This is a genomic window from Tianweitania populi, from assembly GCF_014652875.1.
GTDB classification, from domain to species: domain Bacteria; phylum Pseudomonadota; class Alphaproteobacteria; order Rhizobiales; family Rhizobiaceae; genus Tianweitania; species Tianweitania populi.
This window is the reverse complement of record NZ_BMZQ01000001.1, coordinates 136,835-155,798: the sequence shown is the minus strand read 5'-3', so window position 1 is coordinate 155,798 and position 18,964 is coordinate 136,835. Positions and strand designations below refer to the sequence as shown.

The 18,964-nt window shown below is 62.9% G+C and carries 15 protein-coding genes; 3 read left to right on the top strand and 12 right to left on the bottom strand.

Going from position 1 to position 18,964, the window contains the following annotated elements:
• Nucleotides 1-58: 58 nt before the first annotated feature.
• From selB to IE166_RS00710, 12 genes are all read right to left on the bottom strand, one after another.
• Nucleotides 59-2,020 carry a selenocysteine-specific translation elongation factor gene (selB, locus tag IE166_RS00765; protein WP_189500945.1) on the bottom strand — a complete coding sequence of 654 codons (1,962 nt, stop codon included), beginning with the start codon at nucleotides 2,018-2,020 and terminating at the stop codon, nucleotides 59-61.
• Nucleotides 2,017-2,817 (bottom strand): tetratricopeptide repeat protein, encoded by an 801-nt coding sequence (locus IE166_RS00760; protein WP_189500943.1) that lies wholly within the window; start codon nucleotides 2,815-2,817, stop codon nucleotides 2,017-2,019. The genes selB and IE166_RS00760 overlap by 4 nt, the downstream gene beginning before the upstream one ends.
• Nucleotides 2,804-4,204 (bottom strand): L-seryl-tRNA(Sec) selenium transferase, encoded by a 1,401-nt coding sequence (gene selA / locus IE166_RS00755; protein ID WP_189500941.1) that lies wholly within the window; start codon nucleotides 4,202-4,204, stop codon nucleotides 2,804-2,806. Before selA ends, IE166_RS00760 begins: the two co-directional genes overlap by 14 nt.
• 3 nt (nucleotides 4,205-4,207) lie before the next feature.
• Nucleotides 4,208-5,128, bottom strand: a complete 921-nt coding sequence (gene fdhE, locus IE166_RS00750) for a formate dehydrogenase accessory protein FdhE (protein ID WP_189500939.1) — start codon at nucleotides 5,126-5,128, stop codon at nucleotides 4,208-4,210.
• 37 nt (nucleotides 5,129-5,165) lie between these two features.
• Nucleotides 5,166-5,852: a formate dehydrogenase subunit gamma gene (locus IE166_RS00745; protein WP_189500937.1), complete on the bottom strand. Its 687-nt coding sequence runs from the start codon at nucleotides 5,850-5,852 to the stop codon at nucleotides 5,166-5,168.
• The gene (gene fdxH, locus IE166_RS00740; RefSeq protein ID WP_385964069.1) at nucleotides 5,852-6,844 is read right to left on the bottom strand and encodes a formate dehydrogenase subunit beta; all 993 of its coding nucleotides are present in this window, start codon (nucleotides 6,842-6,844) and stop codon (nucleotides 5,852-5,854) included. Before fdxH ends, IE166_RS00745 begins: the two co-directional genes overlap by 1 nt.
• Complete coding sequence (gene fdnG / locus IE166_RS00735) at nucleotides 6,841-9,936, bottom strand: formate dehydrogenase-N subunit alpha (RefSeq protein ID WP_210312933.1); 3,096 nt, start codon at nucleotides 9,934-9,936, stop codon at nucleotides 6,841-6,843. The genes fdxH and fdnG overlap by 4 nt, the downstream gene beginning before the upstream one ends.
• Nucleotides 9,937-10,091: 155 nt before the next feature.
• A complete protein-coding gene (locus tag IE166_RS00730; protein WP_189503155.1) occupies nucleotides 10,092-10,877 on the bottom strand; it encodes an ABC transporter permease in 786 nt (261 codons plus the stop codon).
• A 2-nt stretch (nucleotides 10,878-10,879) separates the two neighbouring features.
• The gene (locus IE166_RS00725) at nucleotides 10,880-12,058 is read right to left on the bottom strand and encodes an ABC transporter permease (protein WP_244641273.1); all 1,179 of its coding nucleotides are present in this window, start codon (nucleotides 12,056-12,058) and stop codon (nucleotides 10,880-10,882) included.
• Nucleotides 12,055-13,134, bottom strand: coding sequence for an ABC transporter ATP-binding protein (locus IE166_RS00720; RefSeq protein ID WP_189500935.1), 1,080 nt, complete (start codon nucleotides 13,132-13,134; stop codon nucleotides 12,055-12,057). The genes IE166_RS00725 and IE166_RS00720 overlap by 4 nt, the downstream gene beginning before the upstream one ends.
• A gap of 105 nt (nucleotides 13,135-13,239) precedes the next feature.
• Nucleotides 13,240-14,229: an ABC transporter substrate-binding protein gene (locus tag IE166_RS00715; protein ID WP_244641382.1), complete on the bottom strand. Its 990-nt coding sequence runs from the start codon at nucleotides 14,227-14,229 to the stop codon at nucleotides 13,240-13,242.
• A gap of 165 nt (nucleotides 14,230-14,394) precedes the next feature.
• A complete protein-coding gene (locus IE166_RS00710) occupies nucleotides 14,395-14,943 on the bottom strand; it encodes a cupin domain-containing protein (RefSeq protein ID WP_189500932.1) in 549 nt (182 codons plus the stop codon).
• Between the two features lie 151 nt (nucleotides 14,944-15,094).
• Between IE166_RS00710 and hisD the strand changes: the two genes are divergently transcribed.
• The 3 genes from hisD to IE166_RS00695 all read left to right on the top strand — a co-directional run bounded on the left by hisD (nucleotide 15,095) and on the right by IE166_RS00695 (nucleotide 18,962).
• Nucleotides 15,095-16,372, top strand: coding sequence for a histidinol dehydrogenase (hisD, locus tag IE166_RS00705; RefSeq protein ID WP_189500930.1), 1,278 nt, complete (start codon nucleotides 15,095-15,097; stop codon nucleotides 16,370-16,372).
• 150 nt (nucleotides 16,373-16,522) lie between these two features.
• The gene (locus tag IE166_RS00700) at nucleotides 16,523-17,875 is read left to right on the top strand and encodes an aspartate aminotransferase family protein (RefSeq protein ID WP_189500928.1); all 1,353 of its coding nucleotides are present in this window, start codon (nucleotides 16,523-16,525) and stop codon (nucleotides 17,873-17,875) included.
• A 22-nt stretch (nucleotides 17,876-17,897) separates the two neighbouring features.
• Complete coding sequence (locus IE166_RS00695; RefSeq protein ID WP_189500926.1) at nucleotides 17,898-18,962, top strand: phosphotransferase; 1,065 nt, start codon at nucleotides 17,898-17,900, stop codon at nucleotides 18,960-18,962.
• Nucleotides 18,963-18,964: the final 2 nt, after the last annotated feature.

The following is an 18,964-nucleotide window of genomic DNA, read 5'->3' as shown; positions in this document are numbered from 1 at the left end:
CGTGACGTCAATCGGTCGCCCGACCCCGTTCTAGGAACTAACGGCAGTCGCGTCCGCTTCAGTCTTTGCCAGACACAACGCCGGCTGTCGATTCCGTCTCGCCGCTATACAGGTCGAGACGATGCGGATTGATGCGGCGCAGATCGCCGCGGCGGATGGTGATGCCCTGGCGGTCGAAGAATTCGAGGATCTCGATTGCGACCTTGCGGCCGTTGTTGACCCGGTCGCGAAACAAGGCTGCGGTAAATTCGCCGCGCTCGGTCTTGGCGGCGACGTCGCGGATAATCTCGACCATCTCGGCGGTCGTCTGGCGGGTGAAAAAGTGGTCGTGGCGGATCTGGTCAAGGCGGCCGAGGCGGGCGCAGAGTTTGAGAACGCGGCGGATTTCGCGCTCGTCGAGACCCAGATTTTCGGCAAAATCCCGGACGCGAAAGGGTCGAAACCGGTCTTCTCCTTGCAAAAACGGGAGGATCTGACCGTAAATTTCCTCTTCCTGACCGGTTAATCGGACCTCATGACCGGGTACCCGAACGAACGCACCCTCCAAGATGATGCGCCCGGCTGCCTGTTCGGCGCGCAAGGCGGTAAGGAAAGCGGGAGCTGGGAGCCGGGGCGTTACCTGTAGCCGAAGCCGTTCGCGACCCATGCCCTGGAGGTCGGGATTGTCGGCGTGGAAGGTTGCGAGGAGGGTTTGCACCTCGTCCGAGAACTGCTGGCGGTGCGCAGCCGAGAGGGCATGGCGGCCGGAGGGGCTTTCGATGATCTCGGCGGCTGCGGAGGTAATCGCTGATTGAAGCTGTGCTTCTGAAAGGGCGCGGTCTTGGGCAAAGGCTTGCAGATCAACGAGATAGGGCGAAGTGTCGAGCATCGCCCGCAAGGCTTCGCCGGCATCTGAAAGTGCTGCGGCATCGAGGAAGCTTAGGCGTTCCGGCGTGCGGCGTTTGCGTAAGGGGGCGCGCAGATCGAGAAGGCGCCCGCCGCCGATGGTGCGTTGGGCGGAGACGTCGCGCAGGATGAAGCGGTCGCCGACGGTTGTGGCGATCGGGCGGTCGAGGACGAGTTGCACCTTGCCGCGACTGCCAGGCGCAACCGGACCCTCCAGAGGCACGATGCGGGCGCCGGTTTCTGCGCTGGCATGGTGGAAACGGGCGGAGAACCAGTCACTGAGCGGCTTCGGCTCGCTGTCGAGCACGCTCAATTCGACGTCGATGCGTGTGGTGGGGGCGTGCAGGGTGGGATCGAGCACCATGTCGCCGCGGGTGATGGCGTCCTTGGAGATGCCCTCGCCTGCGAGGTTGAGGGCGCAGCGCTGGCCGGCGACGCCGCGCTCGGCTTGCTGGTTCTGGGCGTGGATGGAGCGGATGCGGGCAGAGAGGCCGGGGGGCGAGATCGTGACGCGATCGCCGACGGCAACCGAGCCGGACAGAACGGTGCCGGTGACGACGGTACCGGCGCCGGACAGGGTGAAGCTGCGGTCGACGGCGAGGCGGAAGCGGCCTTCGGCGCTGGCGGCGGTGGTTGCACGTTCGGCGTCCGCCAGTCGCTGTTTCAGCGCATCGATGTTCCAGCCGGATGCGGCTGACACCGGCAGGATATCGATGTCCTTGAGGGTCGTCGGGGCGAGCAGAAGCTGGATTTGCTCTGCCAGTTCGTCGAGGCGCTCGGGCGGCGCGAGGTCGGCCTTGGTGATGCAGACCAGACCGCGGGATACGCCAAGGAGATCGAGGATGGCGAGGTGTTCGGTGGTTTGCGGCTTGATGCCGTCGTCGGCGGCCACCACCAGCAGGGCGTAATCGATACCGCCGGCGCCTGCGAGCATGGTGTGGATGAAGCGCTCGTGGCCGGGAACATCGATGAAGCCGGTGATCGCTTCATCAGCAAAGCGGGCATAGGCGAAGCCGAGATCGATGGTGATGCCGCGCGCTTTTTCTTCCTTGAGGCGGTCGGCATCGGTGCCGGTAAGCGCTTTGACGAGCGTCGTCTTGCCGTGATCAATATGACCGGCGGTGCCGACGATCATTGTGCTGCCTCGGTCAAAAAGGCGGCGGCGCGGCGTTCGGCTTCCTGGATCTCGTCAGACGAAAGGCTGTCGCGTACCGGGCCGACGAACGGTCCGGCCAGCGTGCTGCCGCCGCTCACTGCGCGGATCAGCCAGGCCAGAGCGGTGATGCCGTCGCGCTCCGTGCCCGCACCCATGTGGTAGGCGGCGCCGAGCATGGCCTGGGCATCGGCATCCCCTGCACTCGCACCCTTGCTCCACCAGTAAACGGCCTGATGCGGCTCGCGGTCGACGCCGAGCGCATTGTGGTAGAGCATGCCGAGACGGGTCATGGAGGACGCGATGCCGCTTTCGGCGGCTTCATGCGCCCAGCGGCGGGCTTCGGCGGGATCGGCTGGCATGATCTCGCCTTCGAGCAGCATCCAGCTCAGCATGTCCTGCGCGGGAGCGTCGCCTTGGTCTGCGGCGCGGCGGTAATAGTCGGCGGCGATGGCGTAATCGGGATCGCTGCCGGTGACGCCCTGCATGTGGAACGCGGCGTAGTTGCGTTGGCCGACAGGATCGCCGGCTTCGGCTGACCGGCGCAGAAGGTCTCCCGCGTGCTGGCGGTCTTTCGGCACGCCGAGGCCTTCGGCATAGCAGGCACCGAGATTGTTCTGCGCGCGGGCGATGCCGTCTTGGGCGAGCCGTTCCCAGATCGACAGGGCTGTCGTGTAATTGCCAGCTTTCGCGGCGGCAAGCGCGTCAGCCATTGGGTCGGTTGGGATAACGGCCGCAGGCTCAGGCTTGCGGCCGAAGATGCGGTCAAGCAGCCGCATGTGTCGCGCCTTGGCTGAGGCTGTCGAGGAAGGCCACTTCGTCGGTGAGGCAGCGCAGGTCCAGGACGAGCGCGCCATCCTGCAACCGGCCGAGGATTGGGCGCGGCAGGGAGCGGAACAGGGCAGCGAGCGCTTCGAGTGCCGTGCCGCTGGGTGCCGAGATGCGCAGGCCGGCGCTGGGGATGGTGTCCACCGGCAGCGCGCCGGAGCCGATCTGGCTGGAACAGGCTTGTGGTTCGACATGATAGCCTTTCGGCGCGAGCACGGCGCTGACCTCAGGCGCAAGGCGCTCCGCCTGGGCGCGGATTTCGGCTTGGCCTCGCGACAGCATACGGAGCGTTGGCAGGCGGGCGCCGAGGCGGTCGGGATCGCGGTAGAGTTTCAGGGTGGCGAGCATGGCGGCGATCCGGATCTTGTCGACACGCAGAGCGCGTTTCATGGGATTGCTGTTGATGGCGGCGATGAGGTCCTTGCGGCCGACGATGAAGCCGGCCTGCGGACCGCCGAGCAGCTTGTCGCCGGAAAAGGTGACGAGGTCGGCGCCCTCTGCTACCGCTTCGCGCACGGTGGGCTCCTTGGCTAGGCCGTAGCGCGAGAGATCGACCAGCGTGCCGGAGCCGAGATCGTTGAGGAGCAAGACGCCGGCTTCATGCGCGATGGTGGCAAGCTCGGCGCCCTCTACCTCGGCCGTGAAGCCTTCGATGCGATAGTTGGAGGTGTGGACCTTGAGGATCAGCGCCGTTTCGGGATTGATCGCCTTGATGTAATCCTTGGCATGGGTGCGGTTGGTGGTGCCGACTTCAACCAGGCCAACCCCTGCCCGCTCCATGATATCCGGCATGCGGAAGGCGCCGCCGATCTCGATCAGCTCGCCGCGCGACACGATCGCCTGACGACCGGCGCCGACGGCATTCAGCGCAATTAGAACGGCGGCGGCGTTGTTGTTGACGATGGTCGCATCTTCGGCGCCGGTAAGTTCGCAAAGCAGTTCGCGCAGATGGCTGTCGCGTTCGCCGCGCTTGCCGGTATCGAGGTCGAATTCGAGGGCTGCGGCTTCGCGCATGGCATCGACGGCGGCGGCAATCGCTTCCTCGGCCAACAAAGCGCGGCCGAGATTGGTGTGCAGCACCGTGCCGGTGAGATTGAACAGCGGGCGCAGGTTGGAACGGCCGCGATAGGCGAGACGGCCGAGCAGCGATGCGACGATGCCGTTTGTGTCCGGCAAAGCCCCGCCCTCGCGAACCGCGCTGCGGATTTCGCTGAGCACCGAGCGCAGCTCTTCCGTGACGATCGTGCGGCCGTGTTGTTCCACCAGCGGCAGAACGGCTTGCGCCTTCAGCAGCTGATCAACGGAAGGCAGCGCGCGCAAATCGGCATAGCCGGACACGGTTCAGTATCCCATCAAGAAGGGATTAAAGCCCGCTCGCTTGTATTCCGTGTCCTTCATCAGGAGGTCGAGTCCGAGGCTCGCGACATCGTCAGCGACGATCTCGAGCGATGGGTTCTTGTTCTGGTAAAGGATCTTCACCCAGCTATGGCAGGTGTCGCAGACTTCGGCCTTAACGGTGGCTTCTTCCGTGCCGCTTTCCACGGCGCGGTAGCCGATGCCCTTGGTGGACCCGCAGGCCAGGCATTTGACGCGGACTTCGTTCCATAGCGTGCCGCAGCAGGAACAGCCGGCATAGCGCGTGCCTTCCGCGCCCTGGAAGCCGATCACCATGGACGCGATCGGCTTGCCGCCGCAGGTTGGGCACACGCCGACCTGGATCGGCACGAGCTTGGCTGCATCCAGACCGCTTGCCAGGCGCGCGGCATGGATCTGCGTAGCGGCAGCGACATAGAGATGCTGCGCCAGCGCTTCGATCGGCAAATTGTCGGCCGCGATGTTTTCGACCATCCACTCCAGCGTGGCCTCGTCGGCCAGCTGAACCTGCGCGAGCGCTTCGGCGGCCGCAGCCGGCTTGTCGAGCGCTTCGGCGCGATCGAGAAACTGCTTGAGGGTCTCGCGAAAAACGGCGGATTGGCCGATGGCCGAGCGATCGAGCGGCGGCATGGCGGCGTTGCGGGCGCGTTCGACCTGCTCGTTCGAGATCGGGTCGAGTGGCGGTAGGGCCTCCACCAACTCGCTCTGGATGCGGGTCAGACCGGCAAGGAAGGTGAGGTAGGGCGCGAGACGGCTGCCTTCAGCGAGCCGCTCGAAGCGCACGGCGCGCTCTTTGAACAGGCGCGCCGTGTTTGGCATGAAGGCTAGGGGTGCCTTCGGTATGCCCCCGATCGCTGAGGGATCGGGTTGGATAGGAGACGTGGTCATTTCACCTCGCGGGCCGACCGGCCACAGCTAGTCGCTTTTATTCTGCTGGATCAACCCGGCGGCGCTGCGCGAGTTCCTTGAACCATTTGCGATGGTGCCGGAACGCCCATCCACCCGTCACCGTGCCGCGGGTCATGGCGCGAAGCGTGCCGCGCGTCCAGATTGCCGCGTAAACGTGGAAGATGAAGATGCAGATGATCGCAACCGCCGCCAATGCATGCACGAGAACCGCGATGCGCTTGGTGGGAATGGCGGTGGCTTCCAAGAAATACTGATCCCAGATGATGACGCCGGTGATGATCAAAGCCATGATCAACAATGCCATGCCCCAGAAGATCATCTTCTGGCCGGCATTGTACTTGCCGACTTCAGGCAGCTTGTCTTCTTGCGCAGTGAGCACTTCCTTGACGCTCATCAGCCACTTCACATCCGTGCGCGTGAACAGGTTCGCCTTCCAGAGCTGGAAGAAGAAGATGTAGAAGCTGATGAACAGGACGACGCCGATCCACGGGTGAATCCAGCGCGTGGTCTGCCCGCCGCCGAACAAAGCGGTGAGGAAGAACAGCGAGGGGTGGAACAGCGCCAGGCCGGAAATCGCCAGCAGGATCAGGCTCAGCGCTGTGATCCAGTGGTTGACGCGGGCGGCCGGGCCGTAGCGGTCCACCGTGATCGGTGGACCCATGTGGATTTCATCGCCGGGCTGAACGCGCTCTGCTTTTACCATCAGGCACGCTCCTCGGATTGTCCACCGAGCTTGTCTTTCAAGACCTCCTCGGCACCCTCCTCGTCTTCATGGCTGACGCGGTTCGGCTTGGCGAAGACACCATGCAGGGCAGCACCCACGGCCAGGAAGCCCATGGTTGCGAGACCGACATATTTGGTGGCGCCCTTCCAGGCCTGAACCACGCCGGAGATCTTGGGATCGTCCGGCAGGTCGGCATAGATATGCGGCTTGTCGTTGTGATGCAGAACATACATCACATGCGTGCCGCCCACGCCTTGCGGGTCGTAAAGGCCGGCATTGGCGTAGCCGCGAGACTTGAGGTCGGCAATACGTTCATCCGCATGCTTCTTCATGTCGTCCTTGGTGCCGAACACGATGGCCTGGGTCGGGCAAGCCTTGGCGCAAGCCGGGCCCTGCCCCACCGCCACGCGGTCGGAACACAAAGTGCATTTGTAAGCGCGGTGATCGGCCTTCGAGATGCGGGGAATGTTGAAGGGACAGCCCTTCACGCAATAACCGCAGCCGATGCAGTTCTCGTGGATGAAATCCACGATGCCGTTGGAATATTGCACGATCGCGCCCGGCGCGGGGCAGGCCTTGAGGCAGCCCGGATCCGCGCAATGCATGCAGCCATCCTTGCGGATCAGCCATTCGAGATTGTCCGTCTCGGGGTTGATCCACTCGGAAAAGCGCATGAGTGTGAACATGTCTTCGGTAAGATCGTGGGGGTTGGTGTAAACACCCACATTCTCGCCGACGCCCGGATGGGTGTCGTTCCATTCCACGCAAGCCGACTGGCACGCCTTGCAGCCGATGCATTTGGATACATCGATCAGCTTGGCGACGGCGGTGAGCTGCCGCTCGGGTGGCGGCAGATCACTGGTGGCCGAGCGGCGAACGAGATCGCGTTCGCCGAGGTTCGAGTCCATCGCCTGAACCGGTGGATTGCTGACGGCTGTACGAGGGCTGTCCATCTGGAGGCTGTTCGTCATGATACCAGCTCCTTGTCCTTTGGCGCCGTCGACGGCTCGATGTTCACCAGGAAGGCCTTGGATTCCGGCGTATCGATATTGGCATCACCCACGAAGGCGGCCAGCGAGTTCGGGCCGAAGCCCTTCTTCGCCGAACCGGTGAAGCCCCAATGCAGCGGAATGCCGACGATATGGACGGGCTTGCCGTCGCAGATCAGCGGACGAATGCGCCTGGTGACCACAGCCTTGGCCTTGATCGAGCCGCGCTTTGACCAGACGCGAACCCAGCCGCCATTGTCGATGCCCTTTTCTTCCGCCAGCTCAACCGAGATTTCCACGAAGAACTCCGGCTGCAGCGCCGAGTTCACCCTGTTGTGCTTGGTCCAGTAGTGGAAATGCTCGGTCAGACGGTACGAGGTCGCCGCATAAGGGAACTCGGCCGACGTGCCGAGCTGATCGGCATCGGTCTGGAAGATACGTGACACCGGATTGCCGCGCATCTTCGGGTTGAAGACGTTGGCAACCGGGGACTCGAAGGGCTCCATATGGGCTGGGAACGGTCCATCGCGCATCAGACCACGCGAGAACAGGCGTGCCGTTCCCTCCTGGTTCATGATGAACGGGCCGACCTCGCCCGGCTTCGCCGTCGGTGCAATATCCGGCACGTCATAGCCGGACCATTTGGCGCCATCCCACTCGATGATCTTGCGGGTTGGATCCCAGGGCTTGCCGTTCAGATCGGCCGAGGCACGATTATACAGCGTGCGGCGGTTAAGCGGCCAGGCGAAGGTCCAGTTGAGGTACGCGCCGGTGTCATCCGGATCGTGGTTGTCGCGCCGGGCCATGTTGTTGCCCTGCTCGTTGAAGCAGCCGGAATAGATCCAGCAGCCCGACGCCGTCGATCCGTCATCGCGCAGCTGCGAGAAGTTCACGACCTGCTTGCCGGCAGCGACCAGCAGCTTGGTGGGGTCCGTCGGATCCATCAGATCCGTCAGGGCGCGGCCGTTGATCTCCTTCGCCAGTTCTTCCGGCGTCGGCTCGTTCGGGTCGGCATAATCCCAGGTCAGGTCGAGGACCGGATCCGGGAAGGCGCCGCCTTCGGTCTTGTACAGCTCACGCATGCGCAGGAAGATCTGCGCGACGATGTAGGTGTCGTGCTTGGCTTCCGCCGGCGGCGTGCCGCCTGCCCAGTGCCACTGCAGCCAGCGGCCCGAATTGGTCAGCGAGCCCTCTTCCTCCGCAAAGCAGGTGGTGGGCAGCTGGAACACTTCGGTCTGGATGGCGGCGGTGTCGACGTCGTTGAAGTCGCCGTGGTTTTCCCAGAAACGCGAGGTCTCGGTTTCCAGCGGGTCCATCGTGACGAGGAACTTCAGCTTGGACAGGGCCTCCGTGTTCTTAGCCCTGTTGGGGAAGGCAAGAAGCGGGTTGAAGCCCTGGCAGATATAGCCGTTGACCTTGCCCTGATACATAAGTTCGAACATGCGCAGGACGTCATAGGCCGGGACGTCGAGCTTCGACAGATAGTTGAAGCCCCAGTCGTTCTCGGCCTGCGCCTTGTCGCCCCACATGGACTTCTGGAAGGAGACCATGAACTTCTTGTAGTTCTGCCAGTAGCTGGTCTGACCCTTCACCAGCGGCTTGAACTCGCGCGACTTCATGTAGGTCGTGAAGTCGACGTCCTTTTCCGACGGCATCGTGAGATAGCCGGTGAGCAGGTGCGACATCAAACCGAGATCGGTCAGGCCCTGGATGTTGGAATGGCCGCGAAGCGCGTTCATGCCACCACCGCGCACGCCGATATTGCCCAGGATGAGCTGCAGCATGGCCATGGCGCGAATGTTCTGCGAGCCATGCGAATGCTGCGTCCAGCCGAGCGCATACATCGACGTCATCGTCTTAGTCGGCGTCGAGCATTCCGAGATCATCTCGGCGACCTTCAGGAACTTGTCCTTCGGCGTGCCGCAGATGCGCTCGACCATTTCCGGCGTGTAGGACGCCAGATGCTCCTTCAGCAGGTTCCACACGCAGCGCGGATGCTGCAACGTGGGATCGGACGTCACGAAGCCTTCTTCGTCCAGCACATAATCCCAGCTCGACTTGTCGTAGTCGCGCTTTTCCGGATCATAGCCGGTGAACAACCCGTCATGATAGGCGAAGTCGTCCTTGACGATATAGGCGGCGTTGGTGAACGCCTTCATGTACTCCCACTGCACCTTACCGTTGTCGATGCAGTACTTCATCACGCCGTTGAGGAACGCGATGTCGGTTCCCTGGCGGATGGGAGCGTAATAGTCCGAAACCGATGCGGTGCGCGTATAGCGCGGATCGACCACGATCAGCTTTGCACCACGATGATGTTTGGCTTCCGTCACCCATTTGAAGCCGCACGGATGCGCTTCCGCCGCATTGCCGCCCATGACGACAACGAGATCGGTATTCTTAATGTCGGTCCAGGCGTTCGTCATCGCGCCACGGCCAAATGTTGGGCCCAAACTGGACACCGTAGGGCCGTGTCAGACGCGTGCCTGATTATCGAAACCGACTATTCCCAGGCTCTTGGCGAATTTGAAAGTCGCCCAAGCCGTTTCATTGGTGGTGGCAGATGCCGCGAGCATGCCGGTGGTGGACCAGCGATTAACTGGAAGACCCGCATTGTTCGTCGCCGTGAAGTTGGCGTCGCGATCGTCCTTCATCAGCCGCGCGATGCGGTCGAATGCCTGATCCCAGGAGATGCGCTCGAACTTGTCGGAGCCGGGCTTGCGATGCATCGGGTATTGCAGGCGGGTCGGGGACTTCACGAAGTCCTTGAGGGCCGCGCCCTTCGGGCACAGCGTGCCACGATTCGTCGGGTGGTCTGCATCGCCCTCGATGTGGATGATGTCGGCCTTTTCACCCTTGCGAAGGTCGCCCTTCGAATACAGGATGACGCCGCAGGCAACCGAACAGTACGGACAAGTATTGCGCGTCTCGGTGGTTGTGGCGAGCTTGAAAGGCCGGACATGCGCGGCTTCCGCCGCTTCCGCCTCACCAAAGCCCATCGCACCGACCGACGTCGCCGCAACCCCTGCCCCGGCCAGCTTCAAAAAGCTGCGCCGCGAGAGGTCCAAATTCACAGGAGTGCCTCCGTTTTAAGCTCCTAAACTTGCAGTAGTATACGGCAAGAGACGAAGGTCAAGGTAGTGTACTGTGACTGACCTAGCGGCAACATTGTGTGCCGCCATGAGCAAGGGACACAACTGCGTGAGTTGGAACGGTCGACCTGACCGGATCAGGCCATGCGACGCTGAGCCGATTTCCAGCGCACCAAGGCCACAACCAGAGCAGCCAGGATCGTACCGACGATGAAAAGGAAGGCAGCCGAGGCGATGGCCGGGCTGATGTTTTCGCGGATGGTCGAGAACATCTGCCGTGCCAGCGTGCGCTGATTGGGTCCGGCCACGAACAGGGTCAGCACCACCTCATCGAGCGATGTCGCGAAGGCAAACACCGCGCCCGACACGATTCCGGGAATGGCCAGCGGGAGGGTCACGCGCCGGAAGGTGGTGATCGGCGATGCCCCCAAGCTCGCCGCCGCGCGCTCGACGCGGGTATCGACCCCTTGCAGGGCAGCCGCGACGTTTACGAAGACGAAAGGCACGGCGATCACCGTGTGGGCGAAGATCACGCCGAGATAGCTGTTGGCGAGCCCCATGCGCACGAACAAGAGCTGCATGCCGACGCCCAGCACCACGGCCGGCACGACCATCGGCAACAAAAACGCGGTGCGCAAGACGCCCGAGAATGGCAATCGACGTTCGCGCAGGCCAAGCGCTGCCAGGGTGCCGAGCACGGTTGCCAGGACCGTGACGCCGAGGCCGATCACCAGGCTGTTGATGATGGCGCGGCGCCAGACATCGGCGGTGAAAAGCTCCGCGAACCAGCGCGTGGAATAGCTGGGTACGGGATAGTTCAGGAACACGCTGGAGGTGAAGGCCAGCGGCAGAATCGCGACAAGCGGCGCCAGCAGGAAGGTCATGGCGGCGACGGCAAAGACGATTTTCAGGACACGCAGCATGCTCATGCCCTTTCCGTGCCGGACGCCGATAGGCGATCATACACGACGTACAGCGCGATCGTGGCGACGAGCAGAACGATGCCGAGCGCGCCCGCCATGCCCCAGTTGGCCGTGCCGGTCGCGTAGAAGGCGATCACCGAGCTGATCATCTGGTCGGTCGGGCCACCGATCAAAGCGGGCGTAATGTAATAGCCGATCGCCGCCATGAAGACGAGCAACGAGCCCGACACGACGCCGCGCAGACTGAGCGGCAGGAGCACTCGCCAGAAGGCACGCAGGGGGTGAGCGCCAAGTGAGGCGGCTGCCGGCAGGAGATTGGTGGGGATGGCGATCAACACGCTGAAGATCGGCAGAACCATGAAAGGCAACAGCACGTGGGTCATGGCGATGATGACGCCGGTGCGGTTGAAGAGGAGTGCCAAGGGCGCGTCGATCAGGCCGAGCGTTTGCAGCAGACGATTGATGAGACCGTTGTCCTGCAACAGGATGAACCAGGCGGCGGTGCGAACCAGCAGCGATGTCCAGAGCGGCAGAAGCACGGCCGCCAGCATCACCTGGCGCTTCCAGCCCGTCACCGAAGCGGCGACCATGGCATAAGGAAAGCCGATGAGGATGCAGGCGAGCGTGGTGCCGGCGGCAATGACGAAAGTGCGCTGCAGGATCGCCAGATTGGCCGAAGCGCTGGCCGGCAAGGCGGTGATCTCACCGGTCGGCGAGCGCGCCATGTCGATGGCCGCCAGCAGGTTGCGGTCGGTGTAAGGCGATGCGGTTGCGGCGGCGATGGCCTGCCAGAAGCTTACGTCCTCCCACCGCTGGTCGACTTGAACGAGATCCACCGCACCTTGCTCTTCGCGCACGGTGCGAACGGTTTTTGCCATCAGGGTGCGGAAGCCGGATCTGGCGCTGTTGAGCTGTCGGGTCAGGTCACCGATGAGCTGATCGTCCTGGGTGGTACGCAGATCATCGACAAGCGCGGCCTGCATCTCAGGTGTCGGCGGTGACGACCGATCCCAGTTGCTGAGCGCCGCTGCCGTTTGAGGAAGTGCCCGCCCTGCCCCGGGATCGGACACGGCGTTCGACATCATCGTGACCAGCGGCCAAACGAAGAACAGGACGAGGAAAAGGAGAAGCGGCGCGACAAGGCCGAAGGCTGCCAGTCGCTTGCCGCACGCGATGCTCACGACCGCACCAGCCAGCAATCCGCCGGATCGAAGGACGCGACAGCCTTGCTGCCGGGCTGCAGGTCGCCGAAGCGCCGGTCGGCCTTTGCGATCAGCCTGGTGCCTTCGGCATCGAGCACCATGCGCAGGTGATCGCCATGATAGACGCTATCGAGGATCGTGGCGGGAATGCTGTTGCCGGAACTTGAAGATGGGCCTGCATCCGCGCCGAGGCGGATCTTTTCCGGCCGCAGCGAAACGGTGACGGTTTTTCCCGCTGCTTCGTTCGAACCTGCCGCCACACGGATGCGTTTGCCGCCGGGCAGGCTCAATGTCAGCCCGCTTGCATCCGACGTTTCGATCGTGCCGTCGAGAAGATTGGTTTCGCCAATGAAGTCGGCCACGAACCGCGTCGTGGGATGATCGTAGATCTCGTTGGGCGTGCCGATCTGCTCGATGCGGCCCTTGTTGAAGACGGCGATGCGGTCCGACATGGTGAGCGCTTCGGACTGGTCATGCGTCACGAAGATGATGGTGAGACCGAGCCGCTTGTGCAGATCGCGGATGTCGAGCTGCATCTGCTCGCGCAGCTGCTTGTCGAGCGCGCCGAGCGGTTCGTCCATGAGAACGACGGCGGGTTCGAACACCAGCGCGCGGGCTAGAGCCACGCGCTGCTGCTGGCCGCCGGACAGCTGAGAGGGCTTGCGGTCGGCCATCGCGCCGAGCTGGACCATGTCGAGGGCGCGATCCACGAGCTGCTTGCGATCGGCTTTCGGGACGCCGCGCATTTCCAGCGGAAAGGCAACGTTGGCGGCAACCGTCATATGCGGAAACAGCGCGTAGCTCTGGAACACGACGCCCATGTTGCGGCGATGCGGCGGCAGCTGGTCGATGCGCTTTTCATCAACGATTACCGCGCCGCGCGTGGGCGGCTCGAAGCCGGCCAGCATCATCAAAAGCGTGGTCTTGCCGGAGCCGGAGGGTCCAAGCAGGCTGACGAACTCGCCCTTGGCGATGTCGAGATAAAGGTCTTCAACGACGGTGAAGTCGCCATAGGCCTTCGTCACCTTGTCGAAGCGGATATAAGGCTGGGTCATGGCTCGTGCCGCTGCATATCGTTCCCCCTGAGCCCGCCCCTGTATGAGAGCGGGCCCGTCTGACGCGGCTTGAGACAACGTCAGATCAGGTGAGGATGCCGCAGCTTACTGCGCGAGCCAAGCATTGAAGCGCTGGGTGAGCGCTTCGGCATTGTCGACCCAGAAATCGACATCGAGCGGGATCGCCTGTTCGAGGTTCTCGGCCGAGGTCGGCAGGTCCTTTTTCAGTTCAGCCGGAACGGCTGCGGCGGCTTCCTTGTTGGGAAGGCCGTAGGCGATGTATTCCGGCAGCTTGACCTGGTTTTCCGCCTTGCTGGTGAAAGCGATGAAGTCCATCGCCGCATCCTTGTTTTCGGCGTCCTTCAGCACGACCCAGCTGTCGACGGCATAGATGCTGCCCGGCCAAACGACCTTGAAGTTCTTGCCTTCCGTCTTGTTGATGCCGGTGATGCGGCCATTATAGGCGGTGGTCATGACGACATCGCCGGACGACAGCAGTTGCAGCGGCTGAGCGCCGGACTCCCACCAGACGATGTTGGGCTTCAGCTCGTCCAGCTTCTTGAAGGCGCGGTCGACGCCTTCCGGCGTACCGAGCACGTCATAGACCTCAGCCGGCTTCACGCCGTCCGCCATGAGCGCAAATTCCAGCGCGTATTTGGGTCCGCGGCGAAAGCCGCGCTTGCCTGGGAATTTCTTCGTGTCCCAGAAGTCTGCCCATGAGGTCGGCGCCGTCTTCAGCTTGTCGGCATCATAGGAAAGACCGGTGGTCCAGACGATCTGGCCCACGCCGCAATCGTCGACAGCAGCCGGCAAATACAGATCCTTGCCCCCCAGCTTGGCCCAGTCGATCTTTTCGTAGAGGCCATCAGCACATCCAAGCGCAAGCTCCTCGGACTCGACCTGCACGACATCCCAGTTCGGGCTGCCAGCCTTGACCTTGGCCGTGATCACGCCGATGCCGCCATCCCAGCTTTCATCGAGCACCGGCTTGCCCAGCACCTTGGAGAAGGGCTCGAAGTAGATCTTGCGCTGCGCATCCTGATAGTTGCCGCCCCAGGACACGACGGTGAGATCGCGCGCCGCAGCGGCGTTCATGCCGAGCGCCAAAGTGCTGGCGAGCAGCGTCGATACGGTGAAGAAACGTGATGGCTTCAGCATGGCTTTGTTCCCCTGTTTATTGATGCCGTAATGCAGTCCAGCATATTTCCCTTGGCGCGTGACCCCTGTTTTGAGGGCACCGGTGAGAATAGTGACCGCTTGCTAGTAGGTCGGCGGGGTGACAGCGCTCAGGATCTCGCTTTTTTCGTCCGCAACATTGCGGAAGCGGTGCGGCAAACGGCTGTCGAAGTAATAAGCGTCACCTGGTTTGAGAACGCGCTGTTGTTCGCCGACGGTGAGTTCCACGGCGCCCTTAGTGACAACGCCGGCTTCCTGCGCGGCATGGGAGAAGGCCTGGCCGGTATCGGCGCCGACGGCATAGGTTTCGTGCAGCATCAAAAGCTGGCGATTGGGATGGTTGATGCCGATCATGCGATAGGAAATCGCATGCGCCTTGCCGATCTCGACCAGCTCTTCCGCGCGGTAGAACGGCGTATAAGGCGCACTCGCCTGCAGGTCGGAGAAGAAGCCGGGAAGCGTGGTGCCGAGCGCATCGAGGATCGCGCTCAGCGTATCCACGGACGGGCTCATGCGGTCGCGTTCGATCAGCGAAATTGCGGAATGGGAGATGCCGGAGCGCAGCGCCAATTCCCGCACGCCAAGATCACGGCGACGGCGCAGCTCGCGAAGCTTGGATCCCACCTGCGCCATGAACGCCCCTCCCCACTCAGCCGCTAGCCCAGCAGCAAAGATCGTAGCACCGGTGAGAATACTGAACAACAAGCCTGCATGGCGTTGTTTGCGTTGACGGCCTGGGGAATGGTTCGCGCAACGTATCGCGCAAGTGAGGAGACCGTCTTTCATGGCACAGAGTTTTGGCGGCAAGGTCCACCACATCAAGGAACCGAAGCGCGATACCGCAGCCGATACGGCGGCGATCGAGACGACGGTGAAGGATATCCTGTCGGCCGTTCAAACGCGCGGCGATGCAGCCGTTCGCGAGTTCTCCAACAAATTCGACAAGTCCGAGCTTGATCGTTTCGAAGTGACGGCTGAAGAGCGTCAGGCGGCACTGGATGGGCTCGACAAGCAGACACGCGCCGACACCGAGTTCGCCATCGACAATGTCCGGCGGTTTGCGCAGGCGCAGCTGGCTACGATCCTGCCGCTAGAGGTTGAACTCATGCCGGGCCTGCATCTCGGTCATCGCGTGATCCCGATCGAACGTGTCGGCGCTTACGTGCCGGGCGGTCGTTATCCAATCCTTTCGGCGCCAGTGATGACGATCGTGCCGGCCAAGGTGGCGGGCGTGGACGAAGTGATCGCCTGCTTGCCGCCGACCGCCCATCCGGCCATGATCGCGGGCTGCCATCTGTCGGGTGCCGACCGCATCTTCCGCATTGGCGGGGCTCAGGCCATTGCAGCGATGGCGTTCGGTACGGAAACGGTGCCGGCGGTGGACAAGATCGTCGGGCCGGGCAACGCCTTCGTGAATGAAGCCAAGCGCCAGGTGTTCGGCCGCGTCGGCATCGATCAGCTGGCGGGTCCGTCAGAAATCTTCGTGGTTGCCGATTCCACTGGCGATGCGTCGATGATCGCGACTGACCTGCTGGCTCAGGCCGAACACGACATTCACACGCGGGTCGGCCTCATCACCACCGATGCGAAACTTGCGGAAGACACGGTGCGCGAGGTGGAGCGCCAGCTGGAAACGCTCTCCACCGCCGATGTCGCCGGTGTTGCCTGGCGCGACTTTGGCGAGGTCGTTGTTTGCGCCGATGAAGCATCCATGATCGCCTATTCCGACTTCATTGCCGCCGAGCATCTGCAGGTTCACACCGCCGACTCCGCCGCAACCGCAAAGAAGCTGCGCAATTACGGCTCCTTGTTTATCGGGCCGCTGTCCTCGGTGGTTTATTCCGACAAATGCTGCGGCACCAACCACACGCTGCCCACCATGGCGGCCGGCCGCTATACCGGCGGTTTGTGGGTGGGTTCCTATGTGAAGATCTGCACGCATCAGACGCTGGATGCGCGCGCCGTTGCGGCCGTGGCACCGCCGGCCGTTCGTCAAAGTGCGACGGAGGGCATGGAAGGGCATCGACGTGCTGCGGCCTTGCGCATGAGCGAGGTGGGGTGAACATAAACGCGCGGCGCTGATCCCTGGATGTCAGGACGCGCCGCGTGGACCATCGGCTTGTCCGCCGTAGCCTTTGCTTAAGCCGATAGGGTTTCGTAGAGCTTGTATCAGCGCTCGACCTCAGCCCGTCCCAGCCACTGGAGCCTGTTCATGACCATTGCGCCGAACTCGATCGAAGCCCGCGACATCGCCTATCAGATGCATCCCAACGTCAATCTTCGCACATACGAGAAGAGCGGCGGGTTGGTGATCGAATCCGGCGAGGGCATCTATGTCACGGACAATAGCGGCAAGCGCTATATCGAGGGTCTTGCCGGCCTGTGGTCGGTTGCCGTCGGCTTCGGCGAGAAGCGCTTGTCCGAGGTCGCGAAGGCGCAGATGGACAAGCTGCCTTATTACCACACCTTCGCCTACAAGACGCATGGGCCTTCGATCGAGCTGTCGGAAATGCTCATCAGCATCGCACCCGTGCCGATGTCGAAAGTGCATTTCACCTCGTCCGGGTCTGAGGCCAACGATCTTGCGGCCAAGATGGTGTGGTATCGCTCGAACGCACTGGGCAAGCCGGACAAGAAGAAGATCATCGGCCGCATCTACGGCTATCATGGCGTGACGATCGCGGCCGGTTCGATCACCGGCCTGCCGCGCAATCACCAGAGCTTCGACCTGCCGCTCGACCGGATGGTGCATACGTCCTGCCCGTCTTATGTCCATTTCGGCAAGGACGGCGAAAGCGAGGCGGACTTCACCAAGCGCATGCTCGGGGATCTCGAAGACCTGATCCAGCGCGAGGGCCCGGATACGATCGCGGCCTTCTGGGGCGAGCCGGTGATGGGTGCGGGCGGCGTGCTCGTGCCGCCGGTTGGCTATTGGGAAGGCGTGCAGGAAATCCTGCGCAAGCACGACATTCTGCTGGTCGTGGACGAGGTCATTTGCGGCTTCGGCCGCACCGGCAAGATGTTTGCCTGCCAGACCTATGACATCAAGCCCGACGTTCTCGTGCTGTCGAAGCAGATTTCGTCGTCCTATCTGCCGCTGTCGGCGATCCTGATGAACGACGCCTTTTACCAGCCGATTGCCGATGAATCCGAGCGGATCGGCGTGTTCGGCCATGGCTTCACGGCGTCGGGCCATCCGGTTGCCACCGCAGTCGGGTTGGAAAACCTGAAGATCATCCAAGAGCGCGATCTTGTCGGCAACGCGGCGGCGCTTGAGGAGAAGTTCCTCGGCAGGCTCAACGAGCTGGCTCAGCATCCGGTTGCCCATTCCTCCAGGGGTGTGGGGCTGCTCGGCGCGTTGGAAATCAAGCCTTTTGCCGATGGCAAGCCCGGCGATGCGGCTGCTGCCGTCGCTGCCGCCTTGCAGGAAGAAGGCGTGATCTGCCGCGCGGTGATGGAGGCCGTGTGCTTCTGCCCGCCGCTGATCATCACCGCCGAACAGATCGACGAGATGTTCGATGCGCTCGGCCACGCCCTCGACACGGTGGCCGCAAGTCGCGCCTGACGGATTGCGGATGCTCGCACAGATGAAAGGGAGCGCGAGCGGACTGGGCGCCGAGTTGAACACCGGCGCCACGGCCGTTCCGCCTGAGCAAGCCGAGCAGATCGCGCGCGAGCTCTACAGTCTCAGAGGCAAGGCCGAATGGCTGTGGGGCGAAAAGGACAGCAATTATCGCCTGACCTTGCCCGACGGCACGGCCATGCTTCTGAAGATCCTCAACCCCGCGGAAGACCCTGCTGTCACCAACATGCACAGCCTGGCGCTGCTGCATGTGGAAGCTGAAGACCCCAGCATTCCGCTCCAGCGCATCATCCGCACACGAGACGGCCGGCCGGATGCGCGGATCGTGGCGGACGATGGCGGATCGCGTGGGGTGCGGATGGTGAGTTTCGTGCCGGGCGTCGCGCAGCGCACGGCACCGCATTCCCCTCTGCAACGTCGCCGGGTGGGTGCTCTGCTTGGGCGCATGCAGAAGGCGCTGAAAAGCTTCCACCATCCGACGGCCGCGCATCGCATCACCTGGGACATGACGCATGCCCACGATCTGCGCGCGCTCGTCCCAGCCTTTCCCGATGCCGAGCAACGGGCGCGGCTGGAACAGGCGTTTGATCGCTTCGATGCCGAGATCGTGCCGGTGATAGCGAGTCTGCCGGCGCAAAGCATCCACAACGACTTCAACATGGAAAACATCCTGGTGGATGCCGACCATCCCGACGAGATCGCGGGCATTATCGACTTCGGCGACATGGTGCATGCGCCGGTTCTGTTCGATGTTGCGGTGGGCGCTGCCTACCAGATCGGCGTGGCCGATGATCCGGTTGAAGCCATGTGCGATTTTCTGCGTGGCTATCGCACGGTCAGCCGGCTGTCGGAAGATGAGATCGGGCTTCTGCATACGGCCGTGGTGATGCGGCTCGTGATGCGGCTCGTTATTCCGCAAAGCCGCGCGCAGTTGTTTCCCGATCAGGCCGAGCGCTTGACGATCCGCAGCCGGGATGTGTGGGCGCAGCTGGCCCGCCTCGATGCCATTCCGCGTGACGAGGCCATCGCTAGGCTTCGTCAGGCCCATGCCGAAGGGACGCCGCAATGACG

Coding starts and splice junctions, on each gene's coding strand:
- selB (WP_189500945.1), bottom strand. CDS start 2,020: ATGATCGTCGGCACCGCCGGTCATATTGATCACGGCAAGACGACGCTC.
- IE166_RS00760 (WP_189500943.1), bottom strand. CDS start 2,817: ATGCGGCTGCTTGACCGCATCTTCGGCCGCAAGCCTGAGCCTGCGGCC.
- fdhE (WP_189500939.1), bottom strand. CDS start 5,128: ATGACCACGTCTCCTATCCAACCCGATCCCTCAGCGATCGGGGGCATA.
- IE166_RS00745 (WP_189500937.1), bottom strand. CDS start 5,852: ATGGTAAAAGCAGAGCGCGTTCAGCCCGGCGATGAAATCCACATGGGT.
- fdxH (WP_385964069.1), bottom strand. CDS start 6,844: ATGACGAACAGCCTCCAGATGGACAGCCCTCGTACAGCCGTCAGCAAT.
- IE166_RS00730 (WP_189503155.1), bottom strand. CDS start 10,877: ATGCTGCGTGTCCTGAAAATCGTCTTTGCCGTCGCCGCCATGACCTTC.
- IE166_RS00720 (WP_189500935.1), bottom strand. CDS start 13,134: ATGACCCAGCCTTATATCCGCTTCGACAAGGTGACGAAGGCCTATGGC.
- IE166_RS00715 (WP_244641382.1), bottom strand. CDS start 14,229: ATGAACGCCGCTGCGGCGCGCGATCTCACCGTCGTGTCCTGGGGCGGC.
- IE166_RS00710 (WP_189500932.1), bottom strand. CDS start 14,943: ATGGCGCAGGTGGGATCCAAGCTTCGCGAGCTGCGCCGTCGCCGTGAT.
- hisD (WP_189500930.1), top strand. CDS start 15,095: ATGGCACAGAGTTTTGGCGGCAAGGTCCACCACATCAAGGAACCGAAG.
- IE166_RS00700 (WP_189500928.1), top strand. CDS start 16,523: ATGACCATTGCGCCGAACTCGATCGAAGCCCGCGACATCGCCTATCAG.
- IE166_RS00695 (WP_189500926.1), top strand. CDS start 17,898: ATGAAAGGGAGCGCGAGCGGACTGGGCGCCGAGTTGAACACCGGCGCC.